Origin of the sequence: Clostridium sp., from assembly GCF_051650885.1 — a bacterium.
In the GTDB taxonomy this organism is placed as follows: Bacteria; Bacillota; Clostridia; order Clostridiales; family Clostridiaceae; genus Clostridium.
In genome coordinates, this window is sequence record NZ_JBOFRG010000187.1 from 19,451 (window position 1) to 40,266 (window position 20,816).

Annotated in this window: 17 protein-coding genes; all 17 read left to right on the forward strand. The window is 31.0% G+C overall.

The window, feature by feature from the left end; translation table 11 throughout:
• Nucleotides 1–4 precede the first annotated feature (4 nt).
• The 17 genes from ACRC28_RS09195 to ACRC28_RS09275 all read left to right on the forward strand — a co-directional run bounded on the left by ACRC28_RS09195 (nucleotide 5) and on the right by ACRC28_RS09275 (nucleotide 20,809).
• Nucleotides 5–4,351 (forward strand): PolC-type DNA polymerase III, encoded by a 4,347-nt coding sequence (locus ACRC28_RS09195; RefSeq protein ID WP_438543150.1) that lies wholly within the window; start codon nucleotides 5–7, stop codon nucleotides 4,349–4,351.
• Nucleotides 4,352–4,604: 253 nt separating this feature from the next.
• Complete coding sequence (gene rimP, locus ACRC28_RS09200) at nucleotides 4,605–5,063, forward strand: ribosome maturation factor RimP (RefSeq protein WP_438543151.1); 459 nt, start codon at nucleotides 4,605–4,607, stop codon at nucleotides 5,061–5,063.
• A 15-nt stretch (nucleotides 5,064–5,078) separates the two neighbouring features.
• Nucleotides 5,079–6,218: a transcription termination factor NusA gene (gene nusA, locus ACRC28_RS09205; RefSeq protein ID WP_438543152.1), complete on the forward strand. Its 1,140-nt coding sequence runs from the start codon at nucleotides 5,079–5,081 to the stop codon at nucleotides 6,216–6,218.
• A 21-nt stretch (nucleotides 6,219–6,239) separates the two neighbouring features.
• A complete protein-coding gene (gene rnpM, locus ACRC28_RS09210; protein WP_438543153.1) occupies nucleotides 6,240–6,506 on the forward strand; it encodes an RNase P modulator RnpM in 267 nt (88 codons plus the stop codon).
• The gene (locus tag ACRC28_RS09215) at nucleotides 6,499–6,810 is read left to right on the forward strand and encodes a ribosomal L7Ae/L30e/S12e/Gadd45 family protein (protein ID WP_438543188.1); all 312 of its coding nucleotides are present in this window, start codon (nucleotides 6,499–6,501) and stop codon (nucleotides 6,808–6,810) included. Before rnpM ends, ACRC28_RS09215 begins: the two co-directional genes overlap by 8 nt.
• Nucleotides 6,811–6,832: 22 nt before the next feature.
• The gene (gene infB / locus ACRC28_RS09220) at nucleotides 6,833–8,887 is read left to right on the forward strand and encodes a translation initiation factor IF-2 (protein ID WP_438543154.1); all 2,055 of its coding nucleotides are present in this window, start codon (nucleotides 6,833–6,835) and stop codon (nucleotides 8,885–8,887) included.
• Between the two features lie 23 nt (nucleotides 8,888–8,910).
• Nucleotides 8,911–9,258, forward strand: a complete 348-nt coding sequence (gene rbfA / locus ACRC28_RS09225; RefSeq protein ID WP_438543155.1) for a 30S ribosome-binding factor RbfA — start codon at nucleotides 8,911–8,913, stop codon at nucleotides 9,256–9,258.
• Nucleotides 9,258–10,244 (forward strand): DHH family phosphoesterase, encoded by a 987-nt coding sequence (locus ACRC28_RS09230; RefSeq protein ID WP_438543156.1) that lies wholly within the window; start codon nucleotides 9,258–9,260, stop codon nucleotides 10,242–10,244. The genes rbfA and ACRC28_RS09230 overlap by 1 nt, the downstream gene beginning before the upstream one ends.
• Complete coding sequence (truB, locus tag ACRC28_RS09235) at nucleotides 10,232–11,107, forward strand: tRNA pseudouridine(55) synthase TruB (protein ID WP_438543157.1); 876 nt, start codon at nucleotides 10,232–10,234, stop codon at nucleotides 11,105–11,107. Before ACRC28_RS09230 ends, truB begins: the two co-directional genes overlap by 13 nt.
• Nucleotides 11,108–11,124: 17 nt before the next feature.
• On the forward strand, nucleotides 11,125–12,027 hold the full coding sequence (locus ACRC28_RS09240; RefSeq protein ID WP_438543158.1) for a bifunctional riboflavin kinase/FAD synthetase: 903 nt from the start codon (nucleotides 11,125–11,127) through the stop codon (nucleotides 12,025–12,027).
• Between the two features lie 120 nt (nucleotides 12,028–12,147).
• The gene (gene rpsO / locus ACRC28_RS09245; RefSeq protein ID WP_438543159.1) at nucleotides 12,148–12,411 is read left to right on the forward strand and encodes a 30S ribosomal protein S15; all 264 of its coding nucleotides are present in this window, start codon (nucleotides 12,148–12,150) and stop codon (nucleotides 12,409–12,411) included.
• 80 nt (nucleotides 12,412–12,491) lie between these two features.
• On the forward strand, nucleotides 12,492–14,597 hold the full coding sequence (locus ACRC28_RS09250; RefSeq protein ID WP_438543160.1) for a polyribonucleotide nucleotidyltransferase: 2,106 nt from the start codon (nucleotides 12,492–12,494) through the stop codon (nucleotides 14,595–14,597).
• Nucleotides 14,598–14,672: 75 nt separating this feature from the next.
• Nucleotides 14,673–15,932, forward strand: a complete 1,260-nt coding sequence (locus tag ACRC28_RS09255) for a M16 family metallopeptidase (RefSeq protein WP_438543161.1) — start codon at nucleotides 14,673–14,675, stop codon at nucleotides 15,930–15,932.
• Nucleotides 15,933–16,041: 109 nt separating this feature from the next.
• Nucleotides 16,042–16,332 carry a YlmC/YmxH family sporulation protein gene (locus ACRC28_RS09260; RefSeq protein ID WP_438543162.1) on the forward strand — a complete coding sequence of 97 codons (291 nt, stop codon included), beginning with the start codon at nucleotides 16,042–16,044 and terminating at the stop codon, nucleotides 16,330–16,332.
• Nucleotides 16,333–16,350: 18 nt separating this feature from the next.
• Nucleotides 16,351–17,550 carry an aspartate kinase gene (dapG, locus tag ACRC28_RS09265; RefSeq protein WP_438543163.1) on the forward strand — a complete coding sequence of 400 codons (1,200 nt, stop codon included), beginning with the start codon at nucleotides 16,351–16,353 and terminating at the stop codon, nucleotides 17,548–17,550.
• A 56-nt stretch (nucleotides 17,551–17,606) separates the two neighbouring features.
• Nucleotides 17,607–18,308, forward strand: coding sequence for a ClpP family protease (locus ACRC28_RS09270; protein ID WP_438543164.1), 702 nt, complete (start codon nucleotides 17,607–17,609; stop codon nucleotides 18,306–18,308).
• A gap of 95 nt (nucleotides 18,309–18,403) precedes the next feature.
• Complete coding sequence (locus ACRC28_RS09275) at nucleotides 18,404–20,809, forward strand: DNA translocase FtsK 4TM domain-containing protein (RefSeq protein ID WP_438543165.1); 2,406 nt, start codon at nucleotides 18,404–18,406, stop codon at nucleotides 20,807–20,809.
• The last annotated feature ends 7 nt before the right edge of the window (nucleotides 20,810–20,816 follow it).

Consider the following 20,816-nt stretch of genomic DNA (forward strand, 5'->3'; position numbering starts at 1 on the left):
AAGTGTGGGAGAAGACTTTATAAAATTATTAAATAAAGAAATAAATAAAAATGAAACCTTAGAGGACAAGGAATTATCTTTAAAAAGATTTCAATTTTTTAAGAAGAGTGGAGTTTTAAAAGTAATATTAAAAACAAAGGTATCACTTACAGAAGAAGAAGAAAACTATATAGTAAGATTGATAGAAAGTAGAATAGGAAAGAATTTTAAAATAGAACTTCAAATATTTAAAGACGTTGAAGGGATGCCTTTAGAAGATATTATAAAAGAGCATTGGATGGATATAGTAATGGAAATAGGCAAAAAAGTGCCACTTGCAACGGCAATGCTTTATTCTAAAAATAGAAAAGTAGAAGAAGGAAAAGTTATTATTGAGTATGGTTGTGAAATGATAGTAGACCATGCAAAAAGAAAGAATGTAGGAAAAGAAATAACAAGAAAAATAAACGATATATTTGGAATAAATCCTTTAGTGGAAATAAAGTATAATGAAAATTTAGAGGATAAAGAATACGAAGATGCTAAAAAAGAAGAATACTTAAAAATAATGCAAGATGCAGTTAAAAATAGAGGTTTAAGTCATTCAAATGGAGAGCAAAGAGAAGCTAAGAAAGAAGATAAACCTAAGCAAAAAAGTACATACAATAAGGAAAGTTATAGACGTGAACCTAAGGATGAAAATAGTATTTTAGGAAGAGGAATAAAAGATGAGCCTATAACAATAGATGAAATAGATGAAACATCAGGTTATGTAGCTATACTTGGGGAAGTATTCAAAACTGAAACTATTGAAACAAGAACAGGAAAAACTATCTTAACATTCTATATTACTGATTACACAAGTTCTATAACTGTAAAATGCTTCTTAAAGGAAAAAGAAAAAGAAGAAGTTTTAGACAATGTTAAAAAAGGACTTTACTGCAAGGTTCGTGGAGAAGCTGTTTACGACACATATGCTAGAGAAGTAGTTATAATGGGTCGTGATATAGTAAGAATGAAAAAGATAGAAAGAATGGATGGAGCAGATGAAAAGAGAGTTGAGCTTCACCTTCATACAGCTATGAGTACAATGGATGGAATGACATCAGTTGGAAAACTTGTAGAAAGGGCTGCTAAGTGGGGACATAAGGCAATTGCAATAACAGACCATGGAGGAGTTCAATCTTTCCCAGATGCACAAAGTGCTGCAAAGAAAAACAAGATAAAGATTATTTATGGAGTAGAAGGTTACTTAGTAGATGATGGAGTGCCAGTTGTTTTAAATGAAAAAGGACAGGATTTAAATAGTGAATATGTAATATTTGACTTAGAAACAACAGGATTCTCACCTAAAAATGATAAAATAATCGAAATTGGAGCAGTGAAAATTAAAGATGGGAAAATTATAGATAGATTTAGTGAATTTGTATATCCAGAAAGAAATATACCATATAAAATTACAGAGCTTACAGGTATAACTGATACTATGGTTGAAGGAGCAAAAACTATAGAAGAAATTCTTCCAAGCTTTTTAGATTTCTGCAAAGGAAGTGTATTAGTAGCACATAATGCACCTTTTGATAAATCCTTTATAAAACATAATTGTAGGCTTCAAAATTTAGAATATGATTTTACAGTGCTTGATACAGTACCGCTAGCTAGATTTTTATACCCAGAGCTTAAAAAGGTAAAACTGAATATTGTAGCTAAACATTTAGGAATATCATTAGAAAATCACCATAGAGCAGTAGATGATGCAAAAGCTACATGCGATATTCTTTTAGTTTGCTTTAAAAAGATGGAAGAGGAGCTAGAAATAACTACACTTAAAACTTTAAATGAAAGATTTTTAGAAAACTTTGATATAAAGAAACAACCTACATCACACATAATAATACTTGCAAAAAATCAAGATGGGATAAAAGATCTTTATAAATTAGTATCAGAAGCACATGTAGATAATTTCTTTAGAAGTGCAAGAACTAAAAAAAGTAAACTTCAGTCTATGAGAGATGGACTTATAATTGGCTCAGCTTGTGAAGCGGGGGAAGTATACAAGGCAGTTTTATCAGGTAAAAGTGATGAAGAAATTGAAAAGATAGCAGAATTTTATGATTATTTAGAGATACAACCTTTAGGTAATAATAAATTCCTTATAGATAAAGGTAATGTTAAAGATAATGATGAATTAAGAGAAATAAATAGAAAGATATATAATTTAGGAAAAAAATTAGGTAAGAGAGTCGTTGCAACAGGAGATGTTCATTTCTTAGAGCCTCATGATAGTGATTTTAGAAAAATAATAATGGCGGGAAAAGGATTTAAAGATGCAGATGACCAACCACCATTATATTATAAGACTACAGATGAAATGCTAAGAGAATTTAGTTATTTAGGTAGTAGCGAAGCAAGAGAAGTTGTAATTAAAGCACCTAATGAAATAGCAGATGAAGTAGAGGATGTTAAGCCAATACCAGATGAAACTTATCCACCTAAGATAGAAGGAGCAGAAGATGAAATCAGAAATATGGTTTTAACTAAAGTTCATAATATATATGGAGATGATTTACCAGAGGTTATACAAAAAAGATTAGATAAAGAGTTAAACTCTATCATAAACAATGGATATGCCGTACTTTATCTTATTGCTCAAAAATTAGTTGCAAAATCATTAAAGGATGGTTATTTAGTTGGATCAAGGGGATCGGTTGGATCATCCTTTGTAGCAACAATGTCTGATATAACTGAGGTTAATGGGCTTCCACCACATTATGTATGCCCTAATTGTAAAAATTCTGAGTTTTTCTTAGATGGATCAATAAGCTCAGGAGCAGATTTAGAAGATAAAAACTGTCCTGAATGTGGAAGTGTTTATATAAAAGATGGGCATGATATACCGTTTGAAACCTTCCTTGGATTTGAAGGAGATAAAGAGCCAGATATTGACCTTAACTTCTCAGGAGACAACCAAGCAGATATTCATAAATATACAGAAGTTCTCTTTGGAAAAGGATTTGTCTTTAAGGCAGGAACTATAGGAACAGTTGCAGAAAAAACAGCTTATGGATATGTAAGAAAATATTTAGATGAAAGAGGGATAAGAGCCTCAAATGCTGAGATAGAAAGGCTTACTCTTGGATGTACAGGAATAAAAAGAACTACAGGGCAACATCCAGGAGGAATCATGGTTGTACCAAGTGATAATGAAATATTTAACTTTACACCAATACAATATCCAGCAGATGATAACTCAGCAGATTTTATAACAACACACTTTGATTATCACTCTATAAGTGGTAGACTTCTAAAGCTAGATATACTAGGGCACGACGACCCTACTGTATTAAGAATGCTACAGGATTTAACAGGACTTGATCCTAAAACTATTCCATTAAATGATGAAAGAGTAATTAGTCTTTTCACAAGTGGAAAAGGAATTGGAATAGAAAAAGAAAAGATAGGTAGTGAGATATTTGGAGAAGTTGGAAGTTATGGACTTCCTGAGTTTGGAACTAAATTCGTAAGACAGATGCTTATAGATACACAACCAAAGACTTTTGCAGACTTAGTAAGGATATCTGGTCTTTCACATGGTACTGACGTTTGGCTTAACAATGCACAGTACTTTATAAAGGAAGGGTATACTACACTAAAAGATTGTATATCAACTAGAGATGATATTATGGTTTACTTAATGTATAGAGGCTTACCACCTAAGACTGCATTTACTATAATGGAGAAAGTAAGAAAAGGAAAAGGATTAAGTGAAGATGATGAAGCATTAATGAAAGAAAATGATGTTCCGGAATGGTATATTGAATCTTGTAAAAGAATAAAATACATGTTCCCAAAAGGGCATGCAGTAGCCTATGTTATGATGGCAGTTAGAATAGCTTATTATAAGGTTTATTATCCAGAAGCTTATTATTCAACATTCTTTACAGTAAGAGCTGATGAATTTGATGCAGAGCTTATTTCAAAAGGAGAAAGTGCAATTACAGCAAAGCTAGAAGAGTTATATGCAATTGGAAATGCTGCAACAGTAAAAGATAAAGGGATGATAACATCATTAGAACTTTGTTATGAAATGAGCAAAAGAGGACTTAAATTCTTAAAGGTAGACCTTTATAAATCAGAAGCAGTTAAATTTGTAATTGAAGAAAAAGGAGTAATAAGACCTCCTATAAGTGCACTTCAAGGTGTTGGTGCAAATGCAGCAGAAGCAATAGTTGAAGCGAGAAAAGATGGAGAGTTTATATCAAAAGAAGATTTAAGACTTAGAGCAAAAATAACAAAAACAAATATAGAAACTTTAAGTAACCATGGTTGCTTAGAAGGAGTTCCAGAAACAAATCAGCTTTCATTATTTTAAAATAGTTATTAAAAATAAATCATAGTAAAAAATATGAAAAGCCAGGCAGAAAAATAAAAACTTGAATTGAAAAAGGATTTATGTTATGCTTATACAGAAAAGATTATTGCACGGAAGTATGGAAGGAGTGGGAAAGTATTTATCCCGCTCTTTCTGTTTAATAAACGCAACTTATTTTAGTTGCGTTTATTAATTAAAATAGTACTTTTAGGGAATAATATAAAAAATTGAATATTTAAAAGGAGGTTAACAGATGAAAAAGGATGCTTTAATGGAAAAGTTAGAAGAATTATTTTTACCGGTTACAAATGAATTAGGGTATGAATTATATCATGTAGAATTTGTTCGTGAAGATGGAGAAAACTATTTAAGAGTTTATATTGACAGCGAAGAAGGAATAAAGTTAACTGATTGTGAAGCTGTATCAAGACAGATAAGTGATGTTATAGATGCAGAAGACCCTATTGATAAATCATATTATTTAGAAGTATCATCACCAGGGATTGACAGAGGCTTATTTAAAGAAGAACATTTTAAAAATGCTTTAGATAAAAAAGTATTTGTTAAATTTACAGGTGCCATAGATGGAATAAAACATATCACAGGGATTTTAAAAGAATTAAATGAAAATGATATAATTATAGAGGGGGATGTTACTATAAACATTCCAAAAGAAAAAATAAAATCAGCGAACATACAAGGGGAGCTATAAGAGGAGGAAATTACGATGAATGAAGAGTTTATAGTAGCTCTTGAAGAGATAACTAAACAAAAAGGAATAAGCAAGGATCTATTATTTGCAACAATTGAAGATGCAATGGTATCTGCTTATAAGAAAAACTATTCAAACCAATACACAAATGCACAAAATGTTAAGGTTAGAATAAACAAGGATAATGGGGAAATAAAAGTATTTGCACAAAAGGTTGTTGTTGATGAAATATTTGATGATATAACAGAAATAAGCCTTGAAGAAGCAAAAGAAATAAATCCAAGATTTGAAGTAGATGATATTGTTGAAATTGAAGTTACTCCAAAGAACTTTGGAAGAGTTGCAGCACAACATGCAAAACAAATGGTAACTCAAAGAATAAAAGAATCAGAAAGAAGCATTATATTCCAAGAATATAAAGAGCTTGAATTTGATATAATCACAGGAACTATAATAAGAAAAGATAAAGGTTTAGTTTTTGTAAATCTTGGTAAAATCGAAGGTGTTATAGGACCAAATGAGCAAATGAAAGGTGAAGAATATAGATTCAACGAAAAGTTAAAACTATATATAGTTGAAGTTAAATCAACTCCAAAAGGACCACAAGTTCACGTTTCAAGAACACATCCAGGATTAGTTAAGAGATTATTTGAATTAGAAGTTCCTGAAATACAAGAAGGAATAGTAGAAATTAAGAGTATCTCAAGAGAAGCTGGTTCAAGAAGTAAAATAGCAGTATTCTCAAATGACGAAGAAATAGATCCAATGGGAGCATGTGTAGGACCAAAAGGAATCAGAGTTCAAGCTGTTGTTAACGAACTTAAAAATGAAAAAATTGATATAATCAAATGGAGCAAGGATCCAGCTGAATTTATATCAAACTCATTAAGTCCTGCAAAAGTTATAAGCGTAGTTGCAAATGAAGAAACTAAATCAGCAGAAGTAGTTGTTGATGATAACCAACTTTCTTTAGCAATAGGTAAAGAAGGTCAAAATGTTAGACTTGCAGCTAAGTTAACTAACTGGAAAATAGATATAAAAAGCAAAAGCCAAAGTGAAGCTGAAAGAGTAGAAATCGCTGAGGAAATAGCTGAAGAAATAGAAGAAGAAGTTGTAAATGAAATTATTGATGAAATCTTAGAGATTGAAGAATAATTGAAGTGAGGGGTGATTTTTATGAAAATTAAAAAGATACCTTTGAGAATGTGCACAGGATGCTCAGAAATGAAGCCTAAAAAAGAACTTATACGAGTTGTAAAGTCTAAAGAGGGTGAAGTTTCAGTTGATCTTGTAGGAAAAAAACCTGGAAGAGGAGCATATGTATGCAAATCAGAAGACTGCTTAAATAAGGCTTATAAAACGAGACGATTAAGTAGAAATTTAGATGTTCAAATTGGTGAAGAGATTTATAATAGACTAAGGGAAGAAATGAATGATGAATAAGTTTTTCAATTTTTTAGGGCTTGTAAAAAGATCAGGTAATTTAATAGAAGGTTATAGTAAATGTGATGAGCAAAGAAACAGAGCAAGACTAAAGCTTTTTATAATTTCAAAAGATGCATCAGAATCATCTAAGAAAAAGTTTTTAAAACACTGCGAGGAAAAGAAAATACCGTATATTGAAGATTTTAATAAAGAAGAATTAGGAGCTTCTATAGGTAAAGAAGAGATAAAAATATTAGCTATAAAAGATAAGAATATGGCAAATAAATTATTAAGTCTTTACAAGGAGGATCCGAAAATGTAAAAATTTAACCGGGGGTGACTGTATGTCAAAAATTAAAGTATATGAATTAGCAAAGGAACTTGGCGTAAGTTCAGTTGATTTAATTGAGTTGTTAAAAAAAGAGTTTAACGTTGTAGCGAAAAACCACATGAGTATTATCGAAGAAGAAGATGCAGAGCTTATAAAAGAGCTTATTGCAGAGGGTGGAGAAGACATCATTAAGAAAACTTTAGTAGATGAATACGAAGATATATTAGCTGAGGAAGTTAATAAAGGAAATAGAAAGAAAAAGAAAACTAGAAAGCAAATGGAAGCAGAGGCTGCTGCACTTGCTGCTGCAAATAGTTTAGAAGTAATTGAAATAAACGAAACTATAATGGTTAAAGATTTAGCAGAAAAAATCAAAAAACCATATGCAGAGCTTATAAAAGAGCTTATGTTCTGTGGCGTTATGGCTGGAATGAACCAAGAAATCGACTTTGAAACTGCTAAAAAAGTTTGTGAAAAGTTTGAAATCATAGCTGAAAAGATCGAAAGAAATGATGAATTAGATGATCTTATCATAGAAGATGAAGAAGAAACATTAGAAAAAAGACCACCAATCGTAACTGTAATGGGACACGTTGACCATGGTAAAACTTCTCTTTTAGATGCTATAAGAAAAGAAAAGGTTACTGAATCAGAAGCAGGTGGAATCACTCAACATATAGGTGCGTACACTGTAACATTAAAAGGCGAAGAAATAACATTCTTAGATACTCCAGGACATGAAGCTTTCACATCAATGAGAGCTAGAGGAGCACAAATTACTGATATAGTTATATTAGTTGTTGCAGCTGATGACGGAATCATGCCACAAACTAAAGAAGCTATAAGTCACTGTAAAGCTGCAAATGTTCCTATGATTGTAGCTATAAACAAAATTGATAAAGATGGTGCAAACATAGATAAAGTTAAGCAAGAATTAACTGAATATGGATTAGTTGCAGAAGACTGGGGTGGAGATACAATATGTGTTCCTGTTTCAGCTAAGCAAGGAATTGGTATCGAAAATGTACTAGAAATGGTACTTTTAACTGCAGAAATGTTAGAGCTTAAAGCTAACCCTAACAGAAATGCAAACGGAACAGTTGTAGAAGCTAAGCTTGATAAAGGAAGAGGACCAGTTGCAAGTTTACTTGTTCAAACAGGAACTTTAAATGTTGGAGATTCAATTTTAGTTGGAACAACATATGGTAGAATAAGAGCTATGTTTGATGATACAGGAAAGAAAATAAAATCAGCAGGACCATCAATCCCTGTAGAGGTTTTAGGACTTTCAGAAGTACCAGCAGCTGGAGACAGATTCAACGAAGTTGAAGATGAAAAAACAGCAAGAAATATGGCTGAAAAAAGAAAAAATAAAATTAAGAATGAAAATTTTGCATCAAGCCACAGAGTTTCTCTTGAAGGTTTATATAACCAAATCAAAGAAGGAACTGTTAAAGAGCTTGGTATAATAGTTAAAGCAGACGTTCAAGGTTCTGTTGAAGCTATAAGACAATCACTTGAAAAATTATCAACTGATGATGTTAAAGTTAGAGTTATCCACGGTGGAGTTGGAGCTATAACTGAAACTGATATAACACTTGCATCAGCTTCAAATGCAATAGTTATTGGATTTAACGTAAGACCTGATGGAAATGCTTTAATGGCATCTGATAGAGATGGTGTTGAAGTTAAAACTTACAGAATCATCTATGATGCAATAGAAGATGTTAAATCAGCTATGATAGGAATGCTTGAGCCTGAATATAAAGAAGTTATATTAGGAACAGCTGAAATCAGAGAAACTTACAAAATATCAAGCGTTGGAACAATTGCAGGATGTTATGTAACTGATGGTAAATTAGTAAGAAATGGTGAAGTTAGAATCATAAGAGATGGAATAGTAATATTCGAAACAACTTTATCATCATTAAAAAGATTTAAAGACGATGTAAAAGAAGTTAAGAGTGGATATGAGTGTGGATTAAGCTTAGAGAAGTTTAACGACATGAAAGAGGGAGACCTTATTGAAGCTTATGCTATAGAAGCAATTGAAAGAAAAGAACTTTAATTTAAAAATAGAGGTGAAGATAAATGGCTAACTATAGAGGTGGAAGAATAAACGAAGAAGTTAAAAAAGAAGTTAGCAATCTAATTCAAAATGAAGTTAAAGACCCAAGACTAACAGCTATGATTTCTGTAACTGATGTTGAAGTTACAAGAGATTTAAGTTTTGCAAAAATATATGTAAGTATATTCTGCATTAGTCAAGAAGAGAAAGAAGAAAATTTAAAAGCATTAAGAGGAGCTAGTAGCTTCATAAGAAGAGAAGTTGGTAAAAGAGTTAAATTAAGAGCAGTACCACAAATTATATTTGAATTAGATGAATCTATAGATTACGGTATGAAAATTGATGCATTAATAGAAAGGTCTAAAAAATAGTGTCTTTAAAAGATGTAGCAAAGAAAATACTAGAATCAAAAAAAATAGGTATATCTTTCCATGTGTCTCCTGATGGAGACGCAATGGGAAGTGCTTTAGCACTTCTAAATGGTTTAAGATACCTAAAGAAAGATGCTTATATAATATCTAAAGATGTTATTGCAGAAAACTTAGAGTTTCTATCACTTGGAAATGAAGTTGATGGAAATACTGTAAGCCCTGTGCAAGGAACAGATTTAGTAGTTGTAGTAGATTGCGGAAATTTTGAAAGAATTTCTGCAGATCTTTCTTTTTATAAAGGATTTTTAATAAATGTAGATCATCACATTTCAAATGACGAATATGGAAACTTAAACTATGTAGATGCAAAAGCTGCATCAACTGGTGAAATTATATTTGAGCTTTTAAATAATCTTTCAATTAACTTCAATGAAAAAACAGACATTTTGAAAAAGATAGGGACATGTCTATATACAACTATCGTAACAGATACAGGTTCGTTTAGACATTCTAACGTAACAGAAAGAACTCACAAAATAGCAAGTATGCTAATTAGTGTGGGAGTAGATAATACAGATATTTATAGAAATCTTTTTGATAATAGAAAAATGAAAAAGCTAAACCTTATGGGATATGCTTTTGAAACAGCAAGACTTTATTTCCAAGATAAGGTTATTGTTGTAGGATTATCAGAGGATGTTCTTAAAAAATATGACTGCGAGCAAGAAGATACATCAGATGTAATAGGAAATCTATTAAGTGTAAAAGGTGTAGAAGTAGCAGTTTTATTAAAAGAAACAGCTGATGGAACAAAGGCAAGTTTACGTTCGAAAAATAATTTTGACGTTAGACGTGTTGCTGAATGTTTTGGTGGCGGAGGTCACATAAAAGCATCAGGTGTTATGCAAAAAGGTGTTTATTTAGAAGATGCTAAAGAAAGCCTTTTAGAAAAAATTGAAAGTGAGCTAGAAGTATGGAAGGCGTAATTAATGTTTTTAAAAACACAGGAATGACTTCTTTTGATGTAGTAAGAAAAATCAAAAAGCTTGCAAAAACAGGTAAAGTGGGCCACACAGGTACTCTAGATCCAGAGGCTTGTGGGGTTCTTCCTGTATGTATAGGAAAAGGAACAAAAATTATAGATTATATAATGAGAGCTCCAAAAGTATATACAGTTCAGTTTAAGTTAGGAATGAAAACTGATACTTATGATTTAGAAGGAAAAGTATTAGAAGAAAAAGCCTGTAGCCACTTAACTGAAGAAGAAATATTAAAAGCTATTTCAAAGTTTGAGGGAGGGTACAATCAAGTACCACCTATGTACTCAGCTCTTAAACAAAATGGAGTTAGATTATATGAATTAGCTAGAAAAGGGATTGAAGTAGAACGTGAAGGTAGAGATATAACTATCTATTACATTGAAAATATTGTGATAAACAATCCTATAATAGAAATGAAGGTAAAATGTTCAAAAGGAACTTACATAAGAAGTCTTTGCTATGATATTGGAGAAGAGTTAAATGTTGGTGCTGTTATGACAAAGTTAAAAAGAAATGCTACATCAAACTTTACTGAAGAAGAAAGTGTAAACATTGAAGATTTAACTGAAGAAAATATAGGTGAGCATATTATTTCTATTGAAGAAGCTTTAAAGGATTATGAAAAAGTTACTATAAATAATAAATTTTTAAAGCTTATAAAAAATGGTGCAAAGGTATATGATAAAAGACTTTATACATCAGAAGTTCAAGAAAATGTTCTATATAGGGTTTATGATGGAGATGGAAATTTCTTAGGACTTGGAAAAAAAGATGAGGAAGGATTTAAGATAGAGAAACATCTATCTTAAACTTGGGAAATAAAGTGATGAAAGAGAAAAAAGGATATTATATAGCCCTTGGAAGTTTTGATGGACTTCATAAAGGTCATCTAGAGCTTATTTGTGAAATAAAAAAATTAGCAAAAGAAAATGATTCTAAAAGTATGGTATTTACTTTTTCAAATCACCCAAGAGAAGTCATAAATAAAGGGTTTAAATTCAAATATTTAATGGGAAACACTGAAAAAAAAGAAATATTATTAAACAAAGGCATAGATAAAGTTGTTTTAGAAAAATTTGATGAAGAGCTAATGAAGTTATTACCAGAAGAGTTTATTAAAAAATTATGTGATGAATACAATGTCAAAGGAATAGTTGTAGGATTTAATTACAGATTTGGATTTAAAAATAAAGGTGATATAGAATTATTACAAAAACTTGGTGAGAAATATAATTTCTTAGTTAAAGTAATAAAACCATATATGTATAATGAAGATGTTGTTAGCAGTACTAGAATTCGAAATGAATTGTTAAATGGTGAAGTTGTAGAAGTAAAAGAGATGTTAGATAAACCATATATGTTAGAAGGGATTGTAGTTTCAGGAAAAAAACTTGGTAGAACAATAGGATTTCCAACTGCCAATTTAAAAGTAGAAAAGCAATATATAATTCCTAAAAAAGGTGTATATTACACAAATGTAATATATAAAGAAAAGATATATAAGGGAATAACATCTGTTGGAAATAATCCTACAGTGAATGGTGAAAAGCTAACAATTGAAACATATATTATCGATTTTAACAAAACAATCTATGGTGAAAGTTTAAAATTATTATTTTTGGAAAGAATAAGAGATGAGAAGAAGTTTAACTCATTAGATGAGTTAGTTAAAAGATTAGAAAAAGATAAAGAGTTTGCTATAAAAAAGGGAATTTATTCTAAGACATAAATTATGTTTACAAAATAAATTATTTTTGATATACTTACAAAGTAAACCTAGTTCTATGTTAAAAGGTGCCATCTTTTTACTTGGAATTAAGGGGATAATTATACGGAGGTGTAGATACACATGGATAAGGCAAGAAAATTAGAATTAATTAAAGAATTTGGTAAGAACGAAAAAGACACAGGATGTGCTGAAGTTCAAATCGCATTATTAACTGAAAGAATTAACGAGTTAACAGCTCACTTAAAAGTTCACAAGAAAGATCACCACTCAAGAAGAGGTCTTTTAATGATGGTTGGACAAAGAAGAGGTCTTTTAAACTATGTTGCTAAGCAAGATATCGAAAGATACAGAGCTGTAATCAAAAAATTAGGTTTAAGAAGATAATATCTTAGAGCGGGCATTCCCGCTCTATTATTTTAAAATTATTAGAAAAATTTGTAATTAAAGGCGAAGGGAGGTCCTTTATGAGGAATGAATTAAAAACAGTTATAGCTGGAAGAGAAATGAAAGTTCAGTTTGGTGGATTTGGTATGTTATCAAATGCGGCAACTTTTTTCAGTTATGGGGACACTGTAATACTAAATAACGTTAATGCCTCAGAACAACCAAGAGAAGGGATAGACTTTTTTCCACTAAGTGTTGAATATGAAGAAAGATTATACTCTGTTGGTAAAATTCCAGGAGGATTTGTAAAAAGAGAAGGAAGACCTACTGATAAAGCGATTCTACACGGAAGAGCTGTTGATAGAACAATAAGACCATTATTCCCAAAAGGATATAGAAATGATGTTCAAGTTGTTTGTACTGTAGTATCAGTTGAGAAGGATAATATACCTGAAATATTAGCAATAAATGCTGCATCAACATCATTATTGTTATCAAGCATACCTTATACAATTCCAGTTGCAGGAGTTCAAGTTGGACTTATAGATGGAAAATTCGTATTAAACCCAACATCAGATGAAAGAAAAGTTACAGAACTAGATCTTACTGTTTGTGCAACAGAAGAAAAGGTTATGATGATAGAAGCAGGCGGAAATGAAATTGATGAAGATACAATGATAAAAGCAATTGATTTCGGATTTGATGCATGTCAAGATATAATAAAATTCCAAAAAGAAGCTCAAGCTAAATTTGGAAAAGAAAAAATAACGCCAGAATTATATAAAGTTGATGAACAAGTAGAAGCTGATGTAAGAGCATTTGCAAGTGACATGGTTAAAGAAGCTATGTACATCATCGACAAAGATGAAAGAAATGAAGCTATGTCAGCTGTAAACGAAAAAGTTTATTCTGAATTTGCTGAAAAGCATGAAGGAAAAGCAGGAGACATAAAAGAGATTCTTTATAATATGCAAAAAGAAGTAGTAAGAGATATGCTACTTAAAGATAAAAGAAGACCAGATGGTAGATCTTTTGATCAAATAAGAAAGATTGATTGTGAAGTTGGAATTTTACCAAGAACTCATGGAACAGGATTATTTACAAGAGGATTAACTCAAGTTATGACTGTTGCAACTTTAGGTTCAGTAAGTGAAGTTCAAACTTTAGATGGTATAGATGAAGCAGAATCAAAAAGATATATGCATCACTATAACTTCCCAGCTTACAGCGTAGGAGAAGTTAGACCTCTTAGAGGACCAGGAAGAAGAGAAATAGGGCATGGAGCACTTGCAGAAAGAGCACTTGAGCCATTAATTCCTTCAATGGATGAATTCCCATACTCAATCAGATTAGTATCAGAAGTATTAAGCTCAAATGGATCAACTTCACAAGCATCAGTTTGTGGATCAACACTTGCATTATTAGATGCTGGTGTACCACTTAAGAGACCAGCTGCAGGTATTGCAATGGGACTTATAACTTCAGCAGATTTATCAGAAGAAGAAGTTTTAACTGATATTCAAGGAATAGAAGATTTCTTTGGAGACATGGACTTTAAAGTTGCAGGTACTGAAAAAGGAATAACTTCAATTCAAGTTGATACTAAGCTTAAAGGATTAAGCAGCTATGTAGTAAAAACTGCTATTAAAAATGCAAGAGATGCAAGAATGTTTATCTTAGGAAAGATAAATGAATGTATCGAAGCACCAAGAGCTGACGTTTCTTTATATGCACCAAAAACATCAATTATAAAAATCAATCCTGATAAAATAAGAGAAGTTATTGGAGCAGGTGGAAAAGTTATAAACAAAATTATTGAAGATACTGGAGTTAAGATTGACATTGAAGAAGATGGAACTGTATTTGTATCATCTGTAGATCATGCTGGTGTTAACAAAGCAATCGAAATAATTGAAGGTATAACTAAAGAAGCTGAAGTTGGTGAAATCTACTTAGGAAAAGTTACTAAAATAACTACTTTTGGAGCTTTCGTAGAAATTTTACCAGGAAAAGAAGGATTAGTACACATTTCTAAACTTGCTAAAGAAAGAGTTAACAAGGTAGAAGATGTTGTTTCAGTTGGAGATGAGATTTTAGTTAAAGTAACTGAAATTGATAACCAAGGAAGAGTTAATCTTTCAAGAAAAGACGCATTAGAAGAAAATTCTGAAGAAAAGAATGATTAATATATAAAAAGGCAATTATGTTGCCTTTTTTTTGTTATAATGAATTAAAGTAACAGTTGAAGAAGGAGAAGGTTTATGCACAAAGTTATAGAACTAAAAAATGGATTAAAGATAGTAATGGAAAAGATAGATGGAGTAAACTCTGTAAGTGTTGGAGTAATGGTTAGAAACGGCTCAAGAGATGAAACAGAAGATATAAATGGAATAAGTCATTTTATTGAGCATATGTTCTTTAAGGGAACAGAAAAAAGAAGCTTTAATGGAATAACAAGTGCCATTGAAAACATAGGTGGGCAAATAAATGCTTTTACAGGAAAGGAAACTACTTGTTATTTTGTGAAGGTGTTAGGAAGTCATATTGAAACAGGATTAGATGTTTTATCTGATATAATTTTAAATTCAAAATTTGATAAAGATGAAATTGAAAAAGAAAAAGGTGTTGTTTTAGAAGAAATAAATATGAGTACTGACTCACCAGAGGAAGTTTTAGAGGATTTACATTCTAGCATAGCATTTAAAGATACCTCTTTAGAAAGACCAATACTTGGAACTCATGAAACTGTAAAGAGTTTTACAAGAGAAAAGATAGTAGATTACATAGAAAGACGTTATGTACCTAAAAACTCAGTAATATCTATTTGTGGAAAGTTAGAATTTAATGAGATAGAAGATTTAGTTACAAAATATTTTGGGGAATGGAAGAATAAAGAAGAAATTAAAGAGAATAATGAAAAGTTTGAAGCAAAAGAAGGCAGTTTAAGTATAGAAAAGGAAATTGAGCAATTACATATAAATATTGGATATAAAGGACTTCCTTATAATCATAAAAATTCATATGCATTAGTTTTAGTAAATACTATACTAGGTGGTGGAGCATCTTCAATATTATTTAATAAGGTTCGTGAAGAACTTGGGTTATGTTACTCTATATACTCATATATGGATTCATATAGAGGTGCTGGAGGTATGAATATATACTTAGGTTTAAATAAAAATTCAGCTAAAAAAGCCTTAGAAGTTATAAAGGAAAGCATGGATAACTTTGTTCAAAAAGGAATAACAGAAGAAGAGCTTAAGATAAATAAAGAAAAAATAAAAGGGACATATATATTAGGTCAGGAAAGCACAAGTTCAAAAATGTTCGCCAATGCCAAATCTTTACTATTTAGAGGTGAGATAAGAACAGAGGAAAAGGTTATAGAAAAAATAGATAATATATCTATGGAAAATGTTAATGAAGTAATCGAGTATTGCTTTAAAGACGGGGCTTTGAACACTGCGTATGTAGGGCCAACTATTGATAGAGAAGAATTAAATTCAATTATATTTAATTAAAAACTAATATATATAAATAGAAAAAAAATAAAACATGATATATAATTAAGAATATCTCCCTGGAGAATGAATATACATATAGTATTTATTAATAAAGGGAGGTATATTTATGTATATACATGGTGAAAAGAATATAAAATATCTAAGTGAGCTTGAAAGGTATGAACTTATAAATATTAATGATGGAGAAAAGTATGATTATCTTCAAAATAATGACATTGTTATAGATGATGAAGGGAATATAAAGTTTCTCTTGATAGATGTAGCAACATCTAAGTTTAGTCTTTTTGGTGGAGCTAGAGAAGTTTTAGAAATTGACTGGAACTGTGTTCAAAAAGTTGGGGCGAAAACCATAATACTTGATGCCGATGAAAGAAGTATGAGGCGGGCAAAGGTATAGATTAAAGGGGGAATTAAAGTGAAAATAGTTGTTCAAAAATTTGGTGGAACATCTGTATCAACAAAAGAAAGACGAGAGAAAGTAATAGAAAAAGTAAAAAAAGCTATAAATGAAGGTTTTTCTCCAGTAGTTGTTGTATCGGCTATGGGAAGAAAAGGAGAACCTTATGCAACGGATACATTACTTTCTTTAATAGACAATAAGTTTAAAATGTATAATAAACAATCAACAGACCTTTTAACTTGTTGCGGTGAATTTATAAGCTCGGTTGTAATGTGTAATGAATTATTCAATGCAGGGATAGATGCAACAGCATTAACAGGTGGGCAAGCTGGTATCATAACAAATAATGAGTTTACTCAAGCAGAACATATAAAAGTAAATGCTGAAGAGATTAAAAAATTATTAGCTAAGGGTAAAGTACCAGTTGTAACAGGGTTTCAAGGTATGACAGAAGATGGATATTTTACAACACTTGGAAGAGGTGGAAGTGATACAAGTGGTGCTATACTTGGAGTTGCGTTAGAAGCTGAAAGAATTGAAATATATACAGATGTAGATGGAATAATGACAGCAGACCCAAGGATTGTAGAAGAAGCATCTCTTATTAATGTTATAAGCTATAATGAGGTATTCCAATTAGCAGACCATGGAGCTAAGGTTATTCATCCTAGAGCAATTGATGTGGCTATGAAAGGGAATATTCCATTATTAATAAAAAATACAATGAGTGACTGTGAAGGAACTCTTATAAATAATAATGGTGATATAAAGCATCCTAAGATTATTACAGGAATTACACATCAAAATGATAGAATTCAAGTAAAAATACAATTTGATGAAAATAAAAACAATTCAAATTATAGAAATCTTTTAGGGCTTTTAGCCGCAAATGATATTAGCTTAGATTTAATAAACATTTTCCCAGAAAGACAAGTGTTTACTATAGGTGCTGATAGAAAAGAAAAGCTAGAAAAAGTCCTTCATTCTATAGGTTTAAAATATGAATTAGTAGAGGAATGTAGTCAACTTGCTATAGTTGGAAGTAGAATGACTGGTATACCAGGTGTAATTGCAAAAATAGTTCAAGGCTTAAATGATAATAATATTGAAGTATTACAAACAGCAGATTCACATATGACTATTTGGTGTCTTATTCATACAAAAAATGTAGAAAAGGCGATAAATGCCCTACATAAAACTTTTGAATTAGCATAATTAATGTATAAAAAAATAACTCTCGTACAAAATAAATTTGTACGGGAGGTGTTTTTATGAAAAAAAAGATAGAAGAAAAAAAAGAAGTAATAGAAGATTCAAAGATAGAAAATGCAAAGGTTGAGGCTATAAAGGAACTTGGAAATACAGGAGTTGTAGATAACAATGAAAGAATAAGGGTGTTATCAATAATTGGGCAGATAGAGGGGCATGTAGCAGTACCTGCACAAACAAAAGCAACAAAATATGAACATATTATTCCACAGATTATAGAGATGGAACAAAATAAAAAGGTAAAAGGAATCCTAATTGTAATAAATACAGTAGGAGGAGATGTAGAGGCGGGACTTGGGATAGCTGAAATGATAAATTCAATATCAAAACCAACAGTTTCTATAGTAATTGGTGGAGGACATTCAATAGGTGTGCCACTTGCTACATCAGCAACATATTCCTTTATTACACCATCAGCAACAATGATAGTTCATCCAATTAGAATGAATGGATTTATAATTGGAGTATCACAAACATTTGAATATTTTAAAAGGATGCAAGAAAGAATAAATGGATTTATAATAAGAACATCAAAAATAAAAGAGAAAAAATTAGAAGAATTGTTAAGACAAACAGGAGACCTTTTAAATGATATGGGGACTATTTTAATTGGAGAACAAGCTGTAGAATGCGGACTTATAGATAGCGTTGGTGGAATAAAAGAAGCCATTAAAAAGCTTGATAGCTTAATAGACCAAGAGTAAAGATTAAGGTCAGCTATATTAATATGGCTGATTTTGTTCTGTTTAAAAAAGGAATTTTCTATCTCTTTGTAGAATAAAAAAAGTGAGGTGATTAAGTGAGTACAAAAAATAAAAGTAGGGGAACAAAAGTAAATGGAAATACAGGTCGAAAAAAAACAGTACAAACTAAGGGGAATTCAAATAAAGGAAGCTCAAATAAAAGTGGAGATATAAAAGGAGTAGTATTTATAGCTATTGGAATAATACTATCCTTAGCAATATATACTAATTTAATAGGAACATTATCTGTAATGTCACAAAATATAGCTCGATTCTTAATCGGAATTGGAGGATATGCAATACCTATATATGTATTATATTTAGGATATGAGTACGTGAAAGGAAAAGGAAGCGTAGAGTTAAATAGGAATTTCACTGGGGTAACAATTTACGTAATTATATTTATATTAATTAGTTCAACTATATATCTAAGTGGAGTACAAAAGCTTAGCTTTTCAGAAGGATTTAATAGCATAGTAAAAAGTACAGGAGGAATCAATGGAGGAGTCCTTGGATATTTTATTGCATACCCATTATATAAATTTTTAGGGTCAATAGGTTCGTACATTGTATACTTTGCATTTGTAGTAATAGGAACAATCTTAGTTTTTGATATAACCTTATATGATTTAGGACTAAAGGTTAAGGATAAAAGTAAAGTAATAAAAAATGTAAGAAATATAAAACGTGAAGAAAAAGAAGAGAGTATAAGGCCTAAAAAGATAGAAAAAGAAAAATCTAAAACTGAATCCTTCGGTGATGACTATAAAAATAAGTTAAAGACAATGGAGTTTATGCATAATTCTAAAATGCATGTTGAAGATGAAGAAGAGGATGGCTTTATAGAGAAAAAAGTTACCAACATATCTAAGCCTAAAGTAGAAGAGAAAAAGAAAACTATACCTAGAATAAATGAGCCAATGATAGAAAAGGCTAGTAAAAAAGATGCTTCAGAAAAAGAAAGTGTAAATAGAGAAATTGAAGATAGTTTAAGAGAAAGCAAAAAGAGTGAAGAGAATTCTGTTTATATAAAGCCGAGTATAGAGCTTTTAGAAATAAACAAAGACACTGAGTTAAATGGAAGTGATAGAAAAGATTTAATAAAGAGTGCGGACAAGCTAACTAGCACACTTTTAAGCTTTGGTGTTGAAGCAGAAGTAAACCAAGTTACAAAAGGACCATCGGTTACTAGATTTGAATTACAACCAAGCCCAGGGGTAAAGGTAAGTAAAATAGTTAATTTAGCAGATGATATAGCCCTTGGACTTGCAGCATCAGGGGTAAGAATTGAAGCACCAATCCCAGGGAAGGCAGCAGTTGGAATTGAGGTTCCAAATAAAACACAAACTCCAGTATTTTTAAGAGAAGTTTTAGGAACAAGTGAATTTTTAGATAGTGATAAAAAACTTGCTATTGCCCTTGGAAAAGATATAGGTGGAGAATGTGTTATTGGAGATTTAAGTAAAATGCCACATACATTAATTGCAGGAGCTACAGGTTCAGGAAAAAGTGTATGTATAAATACATTAATAGTAAGTATTCTTTATAAATACTCACCAGACGAGGTTAAGCTTCTTATGGTAGACCCAAAGGTTGTAGAATTAAGCGTATATAATGGAATACCACATCTTTTAATTCCAGTTGTAACAGATCCTAAAAAAGCAGCAGCAGCTTTAAATTGGGCTGTAAATGAAATGACAAGAAGATATAAGCTGTTTGCAGATTCAGGAGCTAGAAATATAGATTCTTACAATCAATTGTATAAAAAAGGTGTAATAGAGGAAAAATTACCTTATATAGTTATAATAGTAGATGAGCTTGCAGACCTTATGATGGTTTGCGCAAATGACGTAGAAGACTATATAGGAAGACTTGCACAGATGGCGAGAGCTGCAGGAATGCATCTTGTAATTGCAACTCAAAGACCATCAGTAGATGTTATAACAGGGGTTATAAAAGCAAATATACCATCAAGAATATCCTTTGCTGTTTCATCACAAATTGATTCAAGAACTATTTTAGATAGTAGTGGAGCAGAAAAATTACTTGGAAGAGGAGATATGCTTTATTATCCTGTTGGAGAAAGTAAGCCTTTAAGAGTTCAAGGATGCTTCATATCAGAAGAAGAAGTTGAAAAGGTTGTTGAATATGTGAAAAAAGATTCAGAAGAAGTAAAATATGAAGAAGATATATTAGAACATATTCAAAAGGAAACTCAAAACACTGCAAGTAGTGGAGGAGGAGAAGAGGTTGATGAGCTTTTAAATGATGTTATAGAAACTGTAATTACATTTAATCAAGCATCTACTTCATTTATACAAAGAAAATTTAAGGTTGGATTTAACAGAGCCTCTAGAATAATGGATGAGCTTGAAGAAAGAGGAATAATCTCAGAAAGAGATGGAAGTAAACCGAGACAAGTTTTAGTAAGTAAAGAAGAATACTTTAGTGATGAAGAGTAGATAAGAA

What these genes read in the sequence shown, in the direction of transcription:
- ACRC28_RS09270 (WP_438543164.1), top strand. Translation starts at nt 17,607, where the DNA reads ATGAAAAAAAAGATAGAAGAAAAAAAAGAAGTAATAGAAGATTCAAAG.
- ACRC28_RS09240 (WP_438543158.1), top strand. Translation starts at nt 11,125, where the DNA reads ATGAAAGAGAAAAAAGGATATTATATAGCCCTTGGAAGTTTTGATGGA.
- rnpM (WP_438543153.1), top strand. Translation starts at nt 6,240, where the DNA reads ATGAAAATTAAAAAGATACCTTTGAGAATGTGCACAGGATGCTCAGAA.
- ACRC28_RS09255 (WP_438543161.1), top strand. Translation starts at nt 14,673, where the DNA reads ATGCACAAAGTTATAGAACTAAAAAATGGATTAAAGATAGTAATGGAA.
- ACRC28_RS09260 (WP_438543162.1), top strand. Translation starts at nt 16,042, where the DNA reads ATGTATATACATGGTGAAAAGAATATAAAATATCTAAGTGAGCTTGAA.
- infB (WP_438543154.1), top strand. Translation starts at nt 6,833, where the DNA reads ATGTCAAAAATTAAAGTATATGAATTAGCAAAGGAACTTGGCGTAAGT.
- ACRC28_RS09250 (WP_438543160.1), top strand. Translation starts at nt 12,492, where the DNA reads ATGAGGAATGAATTAAAAACAGTTATAGCTGGAAGAGAAATGAAAGTT.
- truB (WP_438543157.1), top strand. Translation starts at nt 10,232, where the DNA reads ATGGAAGGCGTAATTAATGTTTTTAAAAACACAGGAATGACTTCTTTT.
- nusA (WP_438543152.1), top strand. Translation starts at nt 5,079, where the DNA reads ATGAATGAAGAGTTTATAGTAGCTCTTGAAGAGATAACTAAACAAAAA.
- rimP (WP_438543151.1), top strand. Translation starts at nt 4,605, where the DNA reads ATGAAAAAGGATGCTTTAATGGAAAAGTTAGAAGAATTATTTTTACCG.
- ACRC28_RS09215 (WP_438543188.1), top strand. Translation starts at nt 6,499, where the DNA reads ATGAATAAGTTTTTCAATTTTTTAGGGCTTGTAAAAAGATCAGGTAAT.
- rbfA (WP_438543155.1), top strand. Translation starts at nt 8,911, where the DNA reads ATGGCTAACTATAGAGGTGGAAGAATAAACGAAGAAGTTAAAAAAGAA.
- rpsO (WP_438543159.1), top strand. Translation starts at nt 12,148, where the DNA reads ATGGATAAGGCAAGAAAATTAGAATTAATTAAAGAATTTGGTAAGAAC.